The following is a 17,788-nucleotide window of genomic DNA, read 5'->3' as shown; positions in this document are numbered from 1 at the left end:
CTTATCGAATCAAAACAAGTACTGCTGTTAAAACGAGTATGGATAAATCGGTCACTGTTATTGATGACACACTTTAGTATGTTTATAGCGTCTATTTATCATTAATAACAGCATTCTACTAACTATCGCGCTAATAGCATCAGGGAAAGTTTATATCATAAAGCGAATGAAAGCTCTAGCATATTGATGAAATAAAGTTGGATAAAGGGATAATGATTCGCTAAAGACTATAGAAGTCTCTACTACAAAGTTTTAAAGAGCCTCTCTACTGGCGCATCGTCCAAAATTTTGCCGTTAGCACCTTTGATAAAATCAGCGCTACAAAGAATAAAATAGCCAATATCAGTACGATAGACAGACCAGTTTGAATATCTAGCCAAATACTGCCCCAAACACCTAGCGTCACGCCAAGCTGAGCGATAAGCAGCGCGATAACCACCATTTGCTTTGGCGATGCTGACCATAAACGTGCCGTTAAAGCCGGTAGTACCAGCAAGCCACTGATTAATAAGCTACCCACCGCTTGCAGGGCAATGGCACAAAACCCTGCCAATAAACCCATAAAAAATAGCCGCTGGCGTGTTGGGTTGACGCCTTGAATCCGTGCTAACGCTTCGTGAGTAGCAAGCTTAATTTGTGCAGGCCAAATATAGGCGAGTAAACCTAATCCTACCAGTACACTACCGCCTATTAAGGGTAAGTCTGCCCAATCAAGCTCGAGCAAATTACCAAACAAAAACCCCAGCACGTTGGCTTGCTGATCGGTCAGTTGGGTCAGCGCTAACAGCCCCAAGCACAGCAGCGACACCGCAACCACCGCCAGTACGGAATCGACGGGCAAACGCTCATCATCTATGAGCACGAGTCCTAGTACCACTATCACGCTCACCAAAGCAATACCAATGCCCATGGGCAACTGCCACCACACGGCCAAGGCCACGCCTAGCAAAGTACCATGCGCCAAGGCATCGGCAAAAAATGCCATGCGTCGCCACAATACCAAACAACCGAGGGGCGCTGATAGCAGTGCTAAGATACTGCCAGCAATCCAAGCAGGCGCAATAATGGCTAACCAAGCACTCATAATGTGTATCCAATAAACGGTTTATAAAATAAAGATCGTAAAGCAGCTTTTTGCTTTGGTCGGTTGGTTTCGATGATTACAACTCGCTTGGCGCGTGATGTTCACAGGCGTGCGGCTGGTGGACATAAGGCTGCTCATAATGATGACCAAACAGCTTTTGAAACTCACTACTAATGGCAAGTTCGCTTGGTTGTCCCTCGCAGCAAATATGCTTATTTAGACAAATTACCCGTCGGCTGCCTTTCATTACCCAATGCAAATCGTGTGACACTACTAGCATGGCACAGCGTAAGAAATCTGGCAGCTCATCAATGAACTGATAAAGCCAAACTTCGGTATCAGGATCAAGTCCTTGCATCGGCTCATCTAGAATCAATAAATTGGGCTTATCTAGCAAGGCACGGGCCAATAGAACTCGCTGCGTTTCACCACCTGACAGGTGCAACATCTGCCGTGATAGCAAGTGCGTCAATGATAAATTATCAAAGATAAACTGGCGTTGCTCAGCCGTTAAGCGTTTCTTATCGGCCTGCGCCAATAAGTCGCAGACTCGTAATGGCAATATCGGCGGTACCGCAAAGCGCTGCGGCACATAGCCAAGCTGTAACTGATGATGGGGCGTCATTTGCCCTTTAGTTGGCTCAATCAACCCTAAAATAAGCTTAACCAACGTCGATTTACCAGCGCCATTTGGCCCAATAAGACTGACTGTCTCGTTAACGGCAATATCGATATTAATATGTGATAACAAGCGTTGCGAACCAATGTCATAGCTGATATCGCTTAAGCTCAGCAGCTGGTTAGTTTGGCTGGTCTTATTATCCAGACTAATAGAGGCAGACGATTGCTCTGATGATGAAGTGGGTAGGCTCATAGGCTAGTGACTAATATATTGGTAAATGATAAATGGCTGAATACTTAATGCTAAATACTGAATAATAAGTACCTAGATCAGTACTTAATAAAAAAATACAGCAAGCTTTACTGGCATGCTTGGCAACGACCACTGAGCTCAATGACGCTACGAGCGACGATAAAGCCCACATCTTGCTCCGCAAAGCTCATCATTTCTTGTACTGGTAAGCTGCTACATTCTTGAACCCGCTGGCACTGATCGCAGATTAAAAATGCGGCAGTATGCTGGGCGCGTGGGTGACAGCAGGGCACATAAGCATTGATGGAGGTCAGTTGATGTATCAAACCTTCGCTCAACAAAAACTCCAAACTACGATAAACCGTCGGCGGTGCGACGTTTTTTGGCGTCTGATTGGTGAGAGCCGAATCTTGTGTATCCGGTTCTGACAAGCGCATTTGCTGCAATTGCGTGATCAAGTCGTAAGCACCAACCGGCTTATTGGCAGCCAATACTAACTGATATATCTGCTGGCGCAGTAGCGTAAAGCGTACACCACTTATGCGGCATTGTTCTTTTGCCGCCGTCAAGCGCTCGGTTACATCATGCGCGGTGAAGTGTTGCACATCATGCAAATGTTCGCATGTCGATGAAGTAGTGGACATAGGACAAACTCCTAAAAAATATGACGCCTTTTTATGATGGCGTTTTTCATTGTTATAGTATAACATAATGAAATACAAAACAGGCAAGTCGCCTTCACTTAATAATAAAGACCCTACTATGAATGTATTTTTCAGCTATTTTTTACGCTCATTCATTATACTACAACGATTTCTCATTACTGGGATAGTCGCGTTAAGCTGCTTGACGTTAAGCGCTCAAGCAGCCACCGTTAGTGTGAGTAATTATCCATTATTCTTGTTGAGTCAAGCTGTGACTGATGGTGCGCCGCCTGCCAAGCAATTATTGCAAGCAAGGGAGGTGGGGCATCACGGCAGTATTAGTCCGGGCGACATAAAAGCCATTCAAGACAGCAAGTTTGTGGTATGGTTTGGCGAGCCACTAGAGAACAATCTGGCCGCCAGTCTCAATAGCGCGCCCAATGCCATTGCCTTATTCAAGTTTGACGCCTTTAACCGTCATCCACTGCGCGATATCAAAGGCAAGCCTATCGCTGGCACGCTAGATCCACATATTTGGCTCGATCCTCAAAATGCCAAAGCCATCACCCGTGCGCTGGCGGTGATTCATAGCCATGCCAATCCTGAGTATAAAAAGCTCTATCATGCCAATGCGCAAAAATTTGCCCAGCGACTGGATAAAGAAGTGCTTGCCACAAAGCAGAGCACAGCGTCAAAAATATTGCCTTATTGGGCATATCACGATGCTTATCAGTATATGGAGGACAGCTTAAAGCTACAGCTCATCGGCAGTCTTAGCACCGATCACCATTTAGCGCCAAAAGCCAGTCAGTTGCGCTGGCTAAATGAGCAGCGTCCTGCCAAACAAATGTGTTTGGTTAGTCCAAGTGCACCAGCTAAAGGGTTGCTCGCTAAGCTACAACCGGTAAAGAGTACCGTGCAAGCTGAAGACATGAGTAACAGTCAAGACTTTGTTAGCGGCTGGCAGACGATGGCGCAGCAAATCCGTCAATGTATCGCATAGCTATTTTTAGCCCACTTAGACTGTTGTTAGTTGAATTGAGGACATGCCATAGCTAGGCTTTACTAAGTTTTTAGAGGGAGCGTTAGCGCTAAACAATCAAATGCTTGATAAGACGCATATTTTACTTGCTAATCGCGCGTGCGCTCCCTATAATAAGTGGCGTTTTATTTTGGTTAAAAGGCAACGTCTGTATAGTGACTTTTCATGCATAAAGTGGTCATGGATAAACTGGTCACGGATAAAATCGTGGCAAATATGCGACATTATCCCAATACTATAGGATAGCTGCTGATGACCAAGCCTGCCAAACGCACGCAAAAAGATGAGATTGGCATCTACCTGAAACGCCAAGCATGGATTTTATTTATCCTGATTATTATTGGTTGGGTAGTAGATGTGACCTGGCTCGACAGTGGGCTGATAGTAGCAAAAAGTACCGCGATCGGTGCGCTACTCAGTTTTGCCACCCAAGCGGTCTTTGCTGGATTTATCTTTTGGTATACCGGATATCGCGCGCGTAGACACATTGTCAGCCAGCTATATCGTGGTCAAATGGTCAAATGGCTACTGACCGTATGTGGTTTTGCACTAATTTTTATTACCATACAACCTCTATCAGCGCCTGCGCTATTCGTCGGTTTTATGGTAATGCAGATTAGTCACAGTTGGATGTTGTGGCAGATACGCTAACTTTATAAGCTATTATAATTTTAATAGCTCAATAATACAGCACATACATTTGTCATCCTGCGGTCCAGCTTCTCTAAGATTACTGTTATAAAGTCATCAATCAATGATTAAGTGACTGAAAACTGTTTTTACAATAAAAGTATGAATAAAGACGCTTAATTAGAGCTAAGCGTAAAAATCGCGATAAGTAACCCTCTTTTTAAATAGGGTGTTCAAATACAATTGAATTATCGGCTTTGATGGATAGACGCAAAGCCATAGTAGCGAACGTTAACAGCGCTTAACGTATTCATACCGTAAATAAAAAAGTCATAATTGACTTTACACGATTACAACGCTGCATTAATATAGACAGCTAACTGTCTTGCTGCTGAGCACCGTATTGGGTGTGATGAAAATAAGATAAGTAAACACATACTTAAAGATTTGCGTAGATATGCAAGGGCCATTAATGAATAATCGTGCGCCCTTTTTTGATAGCTAAAATTTATCCATGACTATCAAATTGAGCCGCCGCAATAAAAAAATTGGTTATTCCGCTTAATTATTTAAGAATAACAGAGTAGTTATAGAGCTATGGGTTGGATGTTATTGGTTACATGAGGGCTGTAAGTGTTTTTCTGGATTTGCTTAATCGCAGATTGGTGATAACGCAAACGCCTCATCAGATGACAACCATATTTTTTGGTAGTTGATTAAATCGTTGATTAATAAGAAGCTTACATTATGGCATCCGAGCAAGCATCATCAGAATATATCTCTCACCACTTAACGAATTGGACGTACGGCTATCTGCCGGGCGAAGGTTGGAAAGTTGCCTATACTGCTGAAGAAGCAGGGTTAATGGGTTTTAAAGCTATCCATCTTGATTCCATGTTATGGTCAATCGGTCTGGGTATTTTATTTTGTGCCATCTTTTGGATGGTTGCCAAAAAAGTTACTTCAGGCGTTCCCGGCAAAACTCAAGCAGCGGTTGAGATGATCGTTGAGTTTGTTGATAACAACGTTCGCGATTCTTATAGTGGTACGTCAAAATTGATTGCGCCGCTAGCGTTGACCATTTTTGTGTGGATTTTCTTGATGAACTTGATGGATTTATTGCCTATCGACTTCATTCCAAGTCTAGCAGGTCAAGTTGGCGCTGCGATGGGTCATGATCCACATCACGTGTTCTTCAAGATTGTACCAACGACTGACCCTAATATCACCCTAGGCATGTCATTTTCTGTCTTTGCGTTGATTATTTACTACAGTATTAAAGAAAAAGGGTTGGGTGGTTTTATCGGTGAGTTAACACTGCATCCGTTTAGCGCCAAAAACCCAATCATGCAAATCATTTTAATCCCCATCAACTTTATCTTAGAGTTTGTTACTTTGATTGCCAAGCCCATCTCACTAGGTTTGCGTCTGTTCGGTAACATGTATGCTGGGGAGCTAATCTTCGTATTGATTGCCCTGATGCCGTTTTGGATTCAATGGGCGTTATCGGTGCCGTGGGCGATTTTCCACATCTTAATTATTACCCTTCAAGCGTTCGTATTTATGATGTTGACGATAGTTTATATGTCGCTTGCATCATCAACTGAACATTAATTATATACATTCAATAGGTAAATGAGGATACATCAATGGATCCAGTATTAGGTGGTTACACAGTTATCGCAGTAGCACTGCTTATCGGTCTTGGCGCACTTGGCACAGGCATTGGTTTTGCTATTCTAGGCGGCAAGTTCTTAGAAGGTGTTGCACGTCAACCAGAACTTGGTTCACAACTGCAAACTCGTATGTTCATCGTGGCAGGTCTACTTGATGCCGTACCGATGATTGGTGTTGGTATTGCGATGCTATTGTTGTTCGCTAACCCTCTAGCAGGTTAATCAGAAAGCTCAGTTGTAAATGTTTGGTGGTCAAAGTTTGTATATTAAACATAGCCAAAGTTTGGCTATCAAATATGATCAATGAAACTGATTTTTCATTAACAAAGAGGTGATCACGTGAATATCAATTCTACCCTCATCGGTCAAGCCATTGCTTTTGCAATATTTGTGATTTTTTGCATGAAATTCGTGTGGCCACCACTTATCGGTGCCATTAATGAGCGTCAGCGTAAAATCGCTGAAGGCTTAAACGCCGCAGAAAAAGCAAAAGCAGATTTAGCGACCGCGGAGCAAAATGTACAGCAGGAGCTTGATGTTGCAAAAACTAAAGCTGCTGCGCTAATTGAGCAAGCGAACAAGAGCGCCAATCAGCTTGTTGAAGATGCAAAATTGCAAGCCCAAGCGGAAGGCGAACGCATTCGTCAACAAGCGCAAGCCTCTATCGACCAAGAAATCAATCAAGCGCGCGAATCATTGCGTGCCCAAGTTGCTGAACTGGCTGTACTTGGTGCTGAAAAGATTTTGCAAGACAAAGTCGATGTGCAAAAACATGCCAGTATGTTAGACCAACTGGCGGCGAAGCTGTAATTGTGAGGATATCATGGCTGACTTATCAACCTTAGCACGACCGTACGCTAAAGCCGCGTTTGACTATGCCAATGAAAACGGGGTAGTAAATGAGTGGGAAAACTTCTTATTTATTGCCGCTACCGTTGTCAATGACAAGTCGTTCAGTACTTGGCTAGACAATCCAGCTGTTTCTGCTGAGCATAAGTCAGCTGCTTTGGTCGATCTTTATGATACGCAAGTAGCTAGCGCGAATGATTCTGCTTTTAAGCAGTTATTAGGTGAGACCCAAGGGGCTCGTCATGACCAAAACGCCAGCTATCCTAAAGTATCAGTAGCACTTAGTAACTTCGTTAAACAGTTATCAGAACAAGAGCGTCTGGCGCTGCTTCCTGAAGTTTATGAGCATTATCGCCGTCACAAGGCAATAAGCTTAAAGCAGCTTGACGCTTATGTGACCTCTGCTTATCCATTAACTGATGCTCAGCGTCAGACGCTGCAAACGCGTCTTGCTGACTCGCTCAATGCGAGCGTGGTGATTCACGAGTCGGTTGATCCAAGTCTATTGGCGGGCGCTATGATTAAAGTCGGTGACAAAGTTATCGATGATTCGATGCGTGGCAAGTTACAACAGTTAAAAACACAGCTAACGGCCTAATGCCAATCATCCGTGCAGCTTACTAAAGCTTGCGTGATATAAGAGCATTTAAGTCAGTGGCGGGTTATCATAAATTAAAGGAAACAAGGCAATGCAACAATTGAATCCAGCGGAAATCAGTAATCTGATTAAGCAGCGTATTCAAGACCTTGATGCGGGTGCAACTGCAAAGAATGAAGGCACGATTGTCAAAGTATCTGACGGTATCGTGCAGATTCATGGTCTTGAAGATGCCATGTACGGCGAAATGATTGAGTTTGAAGGTGAAATCTACGGAATGGCGCTTAACTTAGAGCGTGATTCTGTTGGTGCAGTAGTATTAGGCGACTTCCTAAAACTACAAGAAGGTCAAAAAGCCTATTGTACTGGTCGCATTTTGGAAGTACCCGTAGGTCCTGAGTTGCTAGGCCGTGTTGTTGATGCTTTGGGTAACCCTATTGATGGCAAAGGTCCTATCGATGCCAAGATGACTGATAAAGTCGAAAAAATCGCCCCAGGCGTTATCGACCGTCAATCAGTAGATCAGCCAGTAATGACTGGTTATAAAGCCGTTGATACCATGATTCCAATCGGTCGTGGTCAGCGTGAGCTTATCATTGGTGACCGTCAGACGGGTAAAACCGCAATGGCTATCGATGCGATCATCGCGCAGAAAGCTTCTGGCATTAAATGTGTATACGTCGCAATCGGTCAGAAACGTTCTACCATCGCGAACGTCGTACGTAAGCTTGAGCAGACTGGCGCATTAGAATATACCACGGTTGTGGTTGCATCAGCGTCAGAGCCTGCAGCACTTCAGTATATCGCACCGTACTCAGGTTGTACGATGGGCGAATACTTCCGTGACCGCGGCGAAGATGCACTGATTGTATTTGATGACTTATCAAAACAAGCGGTTGCTTATCGTCAAATCTCACTATTGCTACGTCGTCCGCCAGGTCGTGAAGCGTATCCTGGTGACGTATTCTATTTACACTCACGCCTACTTGAGCGTGCATCACGTGTAAACGCTGATTACGTAGAAAAGTTCACCAATGGTGAAGTGAAAGGTAAAACGGGTTCTTTAACTGCACTACCAATCATTGAAACACAAGCTGGTGATGTATCTGCATTCGTACCAACTAACGTGATTTCGATCACTGATGGTCAGATCTTCCTAGAGTCTAGTTTATTCGCCTCAGGTATCCGTCCAGCAGTAAACGCTGGTATCTCGGTATCTCGAGTTGGTGGTGCCGCTCAGACTAAGATTATCAAAAAGCTATCTGGTGGTATTCGTACCGCTCTAGCTCAGTATCGTGAACTAGCAGCATTCGCTCAGTTCGCATCAGATCTTGATGACGCAACTCGCGAGCAGCTAGATCATGGTGAGCGTGTGACTGAATTGATGAAGCAGAAGCAGTATCAGCCGATGTCAATCTCTGAGCAAGCAGCCGTTATCTATGCTTCAAACGAAGGCTTCTTAGCTGACGTACCTGTCGAAAAGATTGGTTCTTTCGAAGAAGCGTACCTACGTTATATGCATGATGAGCAAAGTGAATTGATGCGTGAGATTGATGACACTGCGAACTACAACGATGATATCGCAGGTCGTTTAAAGTCATCTTTAGAGACCTTTAAACAAAATCACAGTTATTAATTTAACGGGTTAAGCCGATTTGGTTACCGCTCTGATTCAGAGCGTATAAGGTGGCGCGTTGTCTGATAAGCATTTTGCTAAGACAGGCGCGCCATTGTGCTAACCATTGATGGTATTAGATCGCGTCATGCACAAGGTATAACGATTATTCTTTAAGATCGATGTTATATGTTAAATAATTGTCGCATGCGCCAATGCTTTTTAACCCTCTTATATTGGAATCATTATGGCAAGCTTAAAAGAGATACGTGCCAAAGTCACCAGTATTAAAAGCACCCAGAAAATTACTCGTGCTATGCAAATGGTAGCGGCAAGTAAAATGCGCCGTGCGCAAGAGCGCATGGAAGTGGGTCGCCCGTATGCTGATAGTATGCGCCGGGTTATTTCACATTTGGTGCATGCTTCATCAGACTACAAACATCCGTATATGGTATCGCGTCCAGTCAATAAGGTTGGCTATATTGTCATTACCTCTGACCGTGGCCTAGCGGGTGGTTTGAATGTAAACTTATTCAAAGCCTTATCTAAAAGTATCCAGCAATACCAAGACCAGTCTGTGCAAACTGAATTTGCAGCTATCGGCGCTAAAGGCGTAAGTTTTTTCAAAAACTTCGGCGGTAAAGTGACCTCAGCTGTGACCGATTATGGCGATAAACCAACGTTTGAGCAGTTGAATGCACCTGTGCAGGCGATGCTTGAGGATTATAGTAACGGTAATATCGACCGTATCTATGTGGTATATAACAAATTCGTTAATGCCATGACTCAAAAGCCAACGGTCAATCAGTTAGTACCGCTACCTGAGGGCTCATTTGGTGACGAAGAGAGCGGCATACAGACAGAACTTAGCTGGGATTATATATACGAGCCTGACATCAAGACGTTAATTGATGAATTGCTTGGTCGCTATATTGAGTCGATTGTTTATCAAGCGGTAATGGAAAACATTGCCTCTGAGCAGTCTTCACGTATGGTTGCGATGAAAGCGGCAACAGATAATGCTGGTGACCTTATTAACGATTTACAGTTGGTTTATAACAAGCTGCGTCAAGCGGCGATTACCCGAGAAATCTCGGAAATCGTTGGCGGTGCTGCTGCTGTTTCATAATTGACTACACCTATATATAGAAGTTCAAGGAGAACGCAATGAGTAGCGGTCGTATTGTACAGATTATTGGCGCGGTTCTTGACGTTGAGTTCAACCGTAATGAAGTTCCTCAAATTTTTGATGCCTTGCAAGTAGACGGTACCGAAACTACCCTAGAAGTACAGCAACAGCTGGGTGACGGTATTGTACGTACTATTGCAATGGGTTCAACCGAAGGTTTAAAGCGTAACCTACCTGTTACTAATACTGGTGCACCTATTTCTGTGCCTGTAGGTACTGGTACGCTAGGTCGCATCATGGATGTTCTTGGTCGTCCTATCGATGAAGAAGGTCCTGTTGTTGCTGACGAAAAATGGTCTATCCACCGTGAAGCGCCAAGCTACGCGGATCAGTCAAACAGCACTGAGCTACTAGAGACTGGTATTAAAGTTATCGATCTACTTTGCCCGTTTGCTAAAGGTGGTAAAGTTGGTCTGTTCGGCGGTGCCGGTGTTGGTAAAACCGTTAACATGATGGAGCTGATCAACAACATCGCTCTAAAACATGAAGGTTTGTCAGTATTTGCTGGTGTTGGTGAGCGTACTCGTGAAGGTAACGATTTCTATCACGAAATGCAGGAAGCTGGCGTCGTAAACACTGAAGACTTTAGTAAGTCTAAAGTAGCAATGGTATATGGCCAGATGAATGAGCCACCGGGTAACCGTTTACGTGTTGCACTGTCTGGTTTGACCATGGCTGAGTACTTCCGTGATACCAAAGATCCTGTTACTGGCAAAGGTCGTGATGTACTATTGTTTGTTGATAACATCTACCGTTATACACTAGCGGGTACAGAAGTATCAGCACTACTTGGTCGTATGCCATCAGCGGTTGGTTATCAGCCAACACTCGCTGAAGAGATGGGCTTACTACAAGAACGTATTACGTCAACTCAGTCAGGCTCTATTACTTCAGTTCAGGCGGTATACGTACCTGCGGATGATTTGACCGATCCATCACCTGCTACAACGTTTGCTCACTTGGATGCAACAGTTGTACTAAGCCGTGATATCGCATCACAAGGTATCTACCCTGCGGTTGATCCATTGGATTCAACATCACGTCAGCTAGATCCACAAGTAATCGGCGAAGAGCATTACAATGTTGCTCGTGGTGTTCAGGAAGTTCTACAGCGCTATAAAGAACTAAAAGACATCATCGCGATCTTGGGTATGGATGAGTTATCAGAAGAAGATAAACTGGTTGTTTATCGTGCTCGTAAGATTCAGCGCTTCTTGTCACAGCCATTCCACGTTGCTGAAGTCTTTACTGGTGCACCTGGTAAATATGTACCACTACGCGATACCATTGCCAGCTTTAAAGCAATCATTGCTGGTGAATACGACGATCTACCAGAGCAAGCATTCTACATGGCTGGTAGCATCGAAGAAGTAGTCGCCAAAGCAGAGAAAATGAAATCTACTGCAGCGTAAGTTGTGTTAGCAATCGCTAAACGGCAGGTAGGCTATAATAAGTCTATTTGCCAGTAGGTAACGCATCGCAGTTTTGATTGTAAGGAGTTAAGTATGGCAACGTTACAGTGTCGCGTCGTAAGTGCTCGTGAAGAGTTGTATTCAGGCGAAATTAGCATGTTAATAGCTACGGGTACCGAAGGCGAAATTGGTGTATTGCCAGGTCACACACCGCTTATTACTTTGCTAAAACCGGGTGCGATGCGAGTGCAAACACCAAACGGTGAAGAAGAAGTGATTTATGTCTCAGGCGGCGTGTTAGAAGTACAACCGAAGATGGTTACCGTGTTGGCTGATACTGCTATGCGTGCACATAACCTTGACGAAAGCAAAATCGTTGAAGCACGCAAAAAAGCTGAGCAAATGCTGGTCAATCAATCTGATACTGTACAAACCAATGCGGCATTAGCGTCATTGGCTGAATCAGTCGCCCAGCTGCAGACTATTCGTAAATATAAAAACCGCGCCTAGCACATTGTTACGCTTTAGTTTTTGTTATAAACATAAAAACAGTCCATGAGGGGCTGTTTTTTTATGCTTGTTCTTCTAATAGTTAGCTTTCTAGTAGTTAGCGTTTAATATTTGCCATAGCTCAGACATTTACTATAGTGAGTGAAAAGTAATATCAATACAGTACGCACTGCTGATATCAGTTTTTCTTGCTTGCTGTGCCTGCGCAGACAGAGGCTACAAAAAATTGATATCAGCAATACCGTCACGTTTTTAGGATATTTTGACTATATTTGAAAATCTCCTAAGTTATGCAATATTTATCAAAAACTAAATCGAAAACTAAACTGATTTTCATAAAATGATGGAAAAGTGACTAGCGGCAACGCTGATATATGGTTATATTAGAGAGTAGCAACCACATTTTTTATTTTAAAAGTCCAGCAGTTATTTGGCGTCATTCAATAACATTTAATGTTTGAGCTTTTAAAGCGTTGGTTCGATATAAGACCAGTAGAATGATTAAATAAATTTATCCTATGCCTTTTAAAGTTAGTAAAAGGTATAATTTTTGGACGCAAACTAACGTTTTAAATGACGTAGTTTATAGGTTTTGTTACTAACTATAAGCTATAGTATAGGAAGCTGTGTGTTTAATAGTATACTGTGCTACCAAGTTTGTAACCGTGTTACGGTCACTGCCTGTATTGGATTACAAATTGATTGAGTTACGATGCTATTAATTTACCGCTCTTATTTTCACCGCTTTTAAATAAGATGTATTAGAGGATATAACAATGACAACGAATGAAGAAGACAACACCCCCCGAATCTTGATTGTTGAGGATGACGAGCGCTTAGCCATGTTGACCCAAGATTACTTGGTTAAAAATGGTTTAGAAGTGGCAATTGAAACCGATGGTAATCGCGCCATTCGCCGTATTGTCAATGAACAACCAGATTTGGTCGTACTTGATGTCATGCTTCCTGGTAGCGATGGCTTGACGGTATGTCGTGAAGTACGTCCACACTATCAAAATCCTATTTTGATGCTGACCGCGCGCACAGAAGATATGGATCAGGTTTTGGGTCTTGAAATGGGCGCTGATGACTATGTCGCTAAGCCTGCACAGCCACGCGTATTGCTTGCCCGTATCCGTGCTTTACTACGCCGCTCAGAAAATGCGCCATCGGAAGATGTGCCGCAGCGTCTTGAGTTTGGTGAGTTGGTTATCGACAATGGCGGTCGCTCAGTGAACTTGGGTGACGAATTGGTTGATTTCACCAGTGCCGAATATGACTTATTATGGTTACTTGCGTCTAACGCTGGTCGTATCTTGTCACGCGAAGATATTTTTGAGCGTCTACGCGGTATCGAATATGACGGTCAAGATCGCTCAATCGACGTACGTATCTCACGTATTCGTCCAAAAATTGGTGATGATCCAGAAAATCCTAAACGCATCAAAACCGTGCGTAGTAAAGGTTATTTGTTCGTTAAAGAAGGCAATTAACAGCGAATTGTTAATGCAATTCTCTTTACTAAAATACTTTTTAATAAAAAACCAGCGTAAAGCTGGTTTTTTTATGGTCTAAATTTTAATTTTTAAACTTAAATGCTGCGTTATGTGGTTTAATTGAGCGATAATTATGGACGCTAGATTAATAGTATAGTGAGTGAAAAGTAATATCGATACATCACGCACTGCTAATATCAATTTTTCTTGCTTGCTGTGCCTGCGCAGACAGAGGCTACAAAAAATTGATATCAACAACACCGTAGCGTTTTTAGGATATTTTGATTATATGAGATAAATTGCGCAGCAAGAATTTCTCTTCTTCCTTTATCAATAATTTTTTATTAGGTTGGTCACGGCACGTATGTCATTAGTTTCTTCTCTTAAACACAGTATATTTGTTCGTATTTATGCTGGACTGCTCATTGTCTGTTTGTGTGTGGCATTATTTGCCCAGCTGTTGATGGATACGATCAATAAAGAACGCGTCCAATCTTACCGCGAAAACATGGCCACGGGTGCTTTTCATATCGTTGCTGAAGGCATTGCCCATCAAGAAAGCGAATCGCAGCGTGAATATTGGCTGTCTGATGCCAGTAGTTTATTTGGCGCAGAATTTAACATTGTGCCTATTAACGAGGTCGATTTTAATGCCAGTGAGCTGCGCCGTTTTGAAAAAGGCAACACCGTCGTTCGCTATGTTGCCCAGCCTATTTATGCCGATGTTTATTATCGCTTACCGGACAACGAGAGCGTTTTAACCGCACGTATCTCGCAAGTAACCGAGCAGCAAGTACGTGCCATCGCGGTATTTTTGCTTGATGATTTGTCCTATTACGCGACTTTATCCGATAAGCGTGCGCGTTTGGCTCAATTGGAAGAGAAGTTTTCTTTTCCATTAGAGTTTAGAGCGATCAATACTCTTAATTTAGACCCCGATCAAATGGCACGCTTGCGCCGCGATGAGGTCGTCATCTTATTACAAGATACCAATACCAGTAAAAGTAATTCGTCGATTAAAGTGGTCGTGCCGTCTGAAATCAATGATATGGCGATTTTAATCGGGCCGGTACCTTTGTTTAACTGGTTCCCGCTCAATCTGATTGTCAGTATGATTTTGATCAGTATGTTTTTGATCAGCTTGGGCGTCTATGCACTTATTTTCCCACTTGAGCGTAAACTGCAGTTGATTCAAGTCGGTGTCAATGAGGTGAGTCAAGGTAACCTTGATATTCAAGTACAGGTCATTGGACAAGATGAAATTGCTCGTTTGTCAGCGACTTTTAATGCGATGACCGCGCATATTAAGCGTTTGATTGAGTCGCAGCGCGAGCTGACGCGCGCAGTATCGCATGAGCTGCGCACGCCAGTGGCACGTATACGCTTTGCCGTCGATATGTTGGCTGATACCGATGATGAAGACTCGCGGTTTATGCAGCGTGATTATATCGATGAGGATATTGAGTCGCTTAACGGTCTCATTGACGAGATTTTGACTTACGCTAAGCTAGAAGAAGGGTCACCAAAACTCGATCTAGAACCGGTAAATCTCAAAGAGTTGCTCGAACAGATTGAGCGTGAAACCAATGCCTTGGGCAAACCTATCAAGATAGTGACCAACTTGCCCAACGCTAAAGTAACGGCGGTTGCCGATAGACGTTATCTACACCGTGTCATTCAAAACCTTGCGGGTAATGCTTTACGCTATGCAGAAACCACGATTATCATCAGTGCGGGCATCAGAAAAGGCAACGCTTTCGTCAGTGTAGAGGATGATGGCCACGGTATTCCAGAAGCCGATCGCGAAAAAGTTTTTATCCCATTCTCACGCTTGGATGATAGCCGTACACGGGCATCTGGTGGCTATGGCTTAGGGCTGTCGATTGTGTCGCGTATTGCTTTTTGGTTTAATGGTAGTATGAAGGTCGATGAAAGCCGTGAGCTTGGTGGTGCCAGATTTGTCATGACATGGCCTATCAAACCCTTGACTCAAGTACTTGCCGCTGACCAGTTAACCCAAGAAAAGAGCGATCGTGATTTTGGCACTGAATAAGGTAAAATGCTATTTCATGTCCGCAGCATGAAAAATACTTTCGCCAGTACAAAACAGATTAAGCGCTCAATATATAACGGATTAAGTTGAGAAACATTGGTTTGAACAGCCAATTTTTAATATTCAGTCTTATAAGTTGGAAACTAGAGGAGGGCAGAGGATGCCATATTTATTTGGCGGTTTGGTAGTACTGAATGCGTTGACGCTGGGTTATTATTTATTCTTGCAGCAGCCAACCATGACTCAAACGCTAAAAGCCGCGCAGGATGACATTACTCAGCCATTAGCGTTTACTAATAGCGCTGCGTACATTCCCCCCGTTATCGGTGCGCGTGAATAATTGTCATTGCTTAAATAATGAGACAGTTAAATAGTTACAGCGACTTTAAAGACGATTTTGCCATCGTCTTTTTTCAGCTTCTTTATTAGGTATATGATCTGCCATTTTTGCTTTGTCTGAATGAGCTGCTTCTATATTTTCTGTTAGTGTTTGCTCTCCTGCCACTTTGGATAACAGGGGAATACGCACACAGACTTGTAGGCCGCCATCAGGATGATTGATGGCCTCAACCGTACCATGATGCAAGCGGGCGATACGATCAACAATAGCCAGACCTAGACCACTACCTTGCGTGGTTCGCGCTGTTTCACCACGTTCAAAGGGCTGCATGATGCGCTCTAATTGATCTTCTTCTACTCCATCACCGCAGTCCCGTACACATATCATCAGCTGCTCTTGGGCTTGCTTATTAACTTCATTTTCAGACACCACGTCGCTGTCTTCTACGTCAGCTGTTTCTATGAAAGTCGGCACGACCGTTGCTGATAAATAAATAGGCGGCTTGCCATAACGATTGGCATTGTTGACCAGATTAATGACCAAGCGCTTAATGGATAAAGGACGCACTGGCACAACCTTGTGACAATCCGATTGATAAATAAATTCCATGGGCGCGAATTGCACCATAATTTCATTAAATATCGTGTCCAAATTGGTCAAGCGCACTGGCTCATCCGAGCCGTCTTTCATAAATGAGATAAACTGCTCCAAAATGGCATCCATATCCTCAATGTCATAAATCAACCCTTCACGAAAAAAATCGTCCGGTAGCATTTCAGCGGTCAAGCGCATACGAGTCAACGGTGTACGTAGGTCGTGTGAGATACCAGCCAGCATAATCGTACGCTCTTTTTGTGCCTGATTGAGCGTGGTAAACAGGCGATTAAACGCCATATTTACTTGGCGAATTTCTGTAGGACCGTTGCGCGTCGGTAAGGTAGTGGCGTGACCCAAGCGAATATAGTTGGTGGCCGCACGCTGTAAATACCTTAAAGGACGGTTTAATTGCCGTGCTAACAAAATAATGGTTAGCAGCGATAATATAGGTAATCCAATGAGGAATAGTACTAACAATCCTGGACTATATTGCGAATAATAAACCACGGGTTCGCGAATCCAAAAACTGGTGTCACGACTGTCTTGTACCCACAGCTGCGGGGTTGGTTTGAACTTGAAATACACTTCCACTGGTCGACCTAACTGTGCCCCTATTTCGCGTTGTAATACATCGGTAAAAACACCCACAAAGGCTTTATCTGCTACTTGCGGGAAGTCACTGGGGTTATCAACCACCACCACGTGCGAATGCTGATATATCCATTGCCGCACCTCGGGGCTATCCTGCCAGTCTTTATTGACGCTATTCATCAAACGTAGCTCGCTGGTCAGATAGCGCGCATGATTTTTGAGCTCTGGCAAATAAAGACTGCGCCAAAAGAACACAATCGATAAGCCGACACTGATAATGACAATAAAAGCCACCATTAAGGTAGTCAGCCAACTGTTGGAATAAGAGCGTGGCAACCAACCTTTACGAGGTATTTTAGGGTTTGGGGTGGTCATATGCATCCAAGGTATAGATAAATAATAGGGTGATAAAATAGTGCCACGTCACAAAAACTGTAGCTCGTTTAGATTATCAAGTAAGCAAGCACATTGCTGGCGTTACGGTCTATTGTATACTGTTTTTATTGGGCTGTTATGAGTAGAAATAGAGCAGCACAATCAAGTTACATGGATTTACTATGCACAATTTGAACACTTTGATTTGGCTAA

General features: G+C 43.5%; 17 protein-coding genes. 13 read left to right on the top strand and 4 right to left on the bottom strand.

Features of this window, described 5'->3' with window-relative positions:
- Positions 1 to 265: 265 nt before the first annotated feature.
- The 3 genes from ACSUPM_RS13040 to ACSUPM_RS13030 form a co-directional block, all read right to left on the bottom strand.
- Positions 266 to 1,084, bottom strand: a complete 819-nt coding sequence (locus tag ACSUPM_RS13040) for a metal ABC transporter permease (RefSeq protein ID WP_025651444.1) — start codon at positions 1,082 to 1,084, stop codon at positions 266 to 268.
- Between the two features lie 76 nt (positions 1,085 to 1,160).
- Positions 1,161 to 1,958 (bottom strand): metal ABC transporter ATP-binding protein, encoded by a 798-nt coding sequence (locus tag ACSUPM_RS13035; RefSeq protein ID WP_025651443.1) that lies wholly within the window; start codon positions 1,956 to 1,958, stop codon positions 1,161 to 1,163.
- Positions 1,959 to 2,065: 107 nt separating this feature from the next.
- The gene (locus ACSUPM_RS13030; protein ID WP_025651442.1) at positions 2,066 to 2,602 is read right to left on the bottom strand and encodes a Fur family transcriptional regulator; all 537 of its coding nucleotides are present in this window, start codon (positions 2,600 to 2,602) and stop codon (positions 2,066 to 2,068) included.
- A 118-nt stretch (positions 2,603 to 2,720) separates the two neighbouring features.
- On the opposite strand from ACSUPM_RS13030, the gene ACSUPM_RS13025 reads away from it, so the two are divergent.
- The 13 genes from ACSUPM_RS13025 to ACSUPM_RS12965 all read left to right on the top strand — a co-directional run bounded on the left by ACSUPM_RS13025 (position 2,721) and on the right by ACSUPM_RS12965 (position 16,012).
- The gene (locus tag ACSUPM_RS13025; protein WP_352287720.1) at positions 2,721 to 3,605 is read left to right on the top strand and encodes a metal ABC transporter solute-binding protein, Zn/Mn family; all 885 of its coding nucleotides are present in this window, start codon (positions 2,721 to 2,723) and stop codon (positions 3,603 to 3,605) included.
- A gap of 291 nt (positions 3,606 to 3,896) precedes the next feature.
- Positions 3,897 to 4,295: an ATP synthase subunit I gene (locus ACSUPM_RS13020; protein WP_436880003.1), complete on the top strand. Its 399-nt coding sequence runs from the start codon at positions 3,897 to 3,899 to the stop codon at positions 4,293 to 4,295.
- 726 nt (positions 4,296 to 5,021) lie between these two features.
- The gene (atpB, locus tag ACSUPM_RS13015; RefSeq protein WP_025651438.1) at positions 5,022 to 5,888 is read left to right on the top strand and encodes a F0F1 ATP synthase subunit A; all 867 of its coding nucleotides are present in this window, start codon (positions 5,022 to 5,024) and stop codon (positions 5,886 to 5,888) included.
- 35 nt (positions 5,889 to 5,923) lie between these two features.
- On the top strand, positions 5,924 to 6,172 hold the full coding sequence (atpE, locus tag ACSUPM_RS13010; RefSeq protein WP_025651437.1) for a F0F1 ATP synthase subunit C: 249 nt from the start codon (positions 5,924 to 5,926) through the stop codon (positions 6,170 to 6,172).
- Positions 6,173 to 6,289: 117 nt separating this feature from the next.
- The gene (locus tag ACSUPM_RS13005; RefSeq protein WP_025651436.1) at positions 6,290 to 6,760 is read left to right on the top strand and encodes a F0F1 ATP synthase subunit B; all 471 of its coding nucleotides are present in this window, start codon (positions 6,290 to 6,292) and stop codon (positions 6,758 to 6,760) included.
- Positions 6,761 to 6,773: 13 nt separating this feature from the next.
- The gene (locus tag ACSUPM_RS13000) at positions 6,774 to 7,397 is read left to right on the top strand and encodes a F0F1 ATP synthase subunit delta (RefSeq protein WP_201582810.1); all 624 of its coding nucleotides are present in this window, start codon (positions 6,774 to 6,776) and stop codon (positions 7,395 to 7,397) included.
- 91 nt (positions 7,398 to 7,488) lie between these two features.
- Positions 7,489 to 9,033, top strand: coding sequence for a F0F1 ATP synthase subunit alpha (atpA, locus tag ACSUPM_RS12995; RefSeq protein ID WP_201566423.1), 1,545 nt, complete (start codon positions 7,489 to 7,491; stop codon positions 9,031 to 9,033).
- 226 nt (positions 9,034 to 9,259) lie between these two features.
- Positions 9,260 to 10,141: a F0F1 ATP synthase subunit gamma gene (atpG, locus tag ACSUPM_RS12990; RefSeq protein WP_101211242.1), complete on the top strand. Its 882-nt coding sequence runs from the start codon at positions 9,260 to 9,262 to the stop codon at positions 10,139 to 10,141.
- Positions 10,142 to 10,179: 38 nt separating this feature from the next.
- Entirely contained in the window at positions 10,180 to 11,613 is a 1,434-nt protein-coding gene (gene atpD, locus ACSUPM_RS12985) for a F0F1 ATP synthase subunit beta (protein ID WP_201617077.1), read from the top strand.
- A 93-nt stretch (positions 11,614 to 11,706) separates the two neighbouring features.
- Positions 11,707 to 12,123, top strand: a complete 417-nt coding sequence (locus ACSUPM_RS12980; RefSeq protein WP_021812807.1) for a F0F1 ATP synthase subunit epsilon — start codon at positions 11,707 to 11,709, stop codon at positions 12,121 to 12,123.
- Positions 12,124 to 12,899: 776 nt separating this feature from the next.
- On the top strand, positions 12,900 to 13,616 hold the full coding sequence (locus ACSUPM_RS12975) for a response regulator (protein ID WP_021812806.1): 717 nt from the start codon (positions 12,900 to 12,902) through the stop codon (positions 13,614 to 13,616).
- 367 nt (positions 13,617 to 13,983) lie between these two features.
- Positions 13,984 to 15,672, top strand: a complete 1,689-nt coding sequence (locus ACSUPM_RS12970; RefSeq protein WP_436880002.1) for an ATP-binding protein — start codon at positions 13,984 to 13,986, stop codon at positions 15,670 to 15,672.
- Positions 15,673 to 15,832: 160 nt separating this feature from the next.
- The gene (locus ACSUPM_RS12965) at positions 15,833 to 16,012 is read left to right on the top strand and encodes a hypothetical protein (protein WP_025651493.1); all 180 of its coding nucleotides are present in this window, start codon (positions 15,833 to 15,835) and stop codon (positions 16,010 to 16,012) included.
- A 45-nt stretch (positions 16,013 to 16,057) separates the two neighbouring features.
- Here ACSUPM_RS12965 and ACSUPM_RS12960 read toward each other — a convergent pair whose 3' ends face one another.
- Entirely contained in the window at positions 16,058 to 17,575 is a 1,518-nt protein-coding gene (locus ACSUPM_RS12960; protein ID WP_227674894.1) for an ATP-binding protein, read from the bottom strand.
- Positions 17,576 to 17,788: the final 213 nt, after the last annotated feature.

Source organism: Psychrobacter okhotskensis (assembly GCF_965638355.1).
GTDB classification, from domain to species: Bacteria; Pseudomonadota; Gammaproteobacteria; order Pseudomonadales; family Moraxellaceae; genus Psychrobacter; species Psychrobacter okhotskensis.
This window is presented reverse-complemented; position numbering and strand designations above follow the sequence as displayed.

What these genes read in the sequence shown, in the direction of transcription:
- ACSUPM_RS13000 (WP_201582810.1), top strand. Translation starts at nt 6,774, where the DNA reads ATGGCTGACTTATCAACCTTAGCACGACCGTACGCTAAAGCCGCGTTT.
- atpB (WP_025651438.1), top strand. Translation starts at nt 5,022, where the DNA reads ATGGCATCCGAGCAAGCATCATCAGAATATATCTCTCACCACTTAACG.
- ACSUPM_RS13025 (WP_352287720.1), top strand. Translation starts at nt 2,721, where the DNA reads ATGAATGTATTTTTCAGCTATTTTTTACGCTCATTCATTATACTACAA.
- atpE (WP_025651437.1), top strand. Translation starts at nt 5,924, where the DNA reads ATGGATCCAGTATTAGGTGGTTACACAGTTATCGCAGTAGCACTGCTT.
- ACSUPM_RS12965 (WP_025651493.1), top strand. Translation starts at nt 15,833, where the DNA reads ATGCCATATTTATTTGGCGGTTTGGTAGTACTGAATGCGTTGACGCTG.
- ACSUPM_RS12960 (WP_227674894.1), bottom strand. Translation starts at nt 17,575, where the DNA reads ATGACCACCCCAAACCCTAAAATACCTCGTAAAGGTTGGTTGCCACGC.
- ACSUPM_RS13030 (WP_025651442.1), bottom strand. Translation starts at nt 2,602, where the DNA reads ATGTCCACTACTTCATCGACATGCGAACATTTGCATGATGTGCAACAC.
- ACSUPM_RS13020 (WP_436880003.1), top strand. Translation starts at nt 3,897, where the DNA reads ATGACCAAGCCTGCCAAACGCACGCAAAAAGATGAGATTGGCATCTAC.
- ACSUPM_RS13035 (WP_025651443.1), bottom strand. Translation starts at nt 1,958, where the DNA reads ATGAGCCTACCCACTTCATCATCAGAGCAATCGTCTGCCTCTATTAGT.
- ACSUPM_RS12980 (WP_021812807.1), top strand. Translation starts at nt 11,707, where the DNA reads ATGGCAACGTTACAGTGTCGCGTCGTAAGTGCTCGTGAAGAGTTGTAT.
- atpA (WP_201566423.1), top strand. Translation starts at nt 7,489, where the DNA reads ATGCAACAATTGAATCCAGCGGAAATCAGTAATCTGATTAAGCAGCGT.
- ACSUPM_RS13040 (WP_025651444.1), bottom strand. Translation starts at nt 1,084, where the DNA reads ATGAGTGCTTGGTTAGCCATTATTGCGCCTGCTTGGATTGCTGGCAGT.
- ACSUPM_RS12970 (WP_436880002.1), top strand. Translation starts at nt 13,984, where the DNA reads ATGTCATTAGTTTCTTCTCTTAAACACAGTATATTTGTTCGTATTTAT.
- atpG (WP_101211242.1), top strand. Translation starts at nt 9,260, where the DNA reads ATGGCAAGCTTAAAAGAGATACGTGCCAAAGTCACCAGTATTAAAAGC.
- atpD (WP_201617077.1), top strand. Translation starts at nt 10,180, where the DNA reads ATGAGTAGCGGTCGTATTGTACAGATTATTGGCGCGGTTCTTGACGTT.
- ACSUPM_RS12975 (WP_021812806.1), top strand. Translation starts at nt 12,900, where the DNA reads ATGACAACGAATGAAGAAGACAACACCCCCCGAATCTTGATTGTTGAG.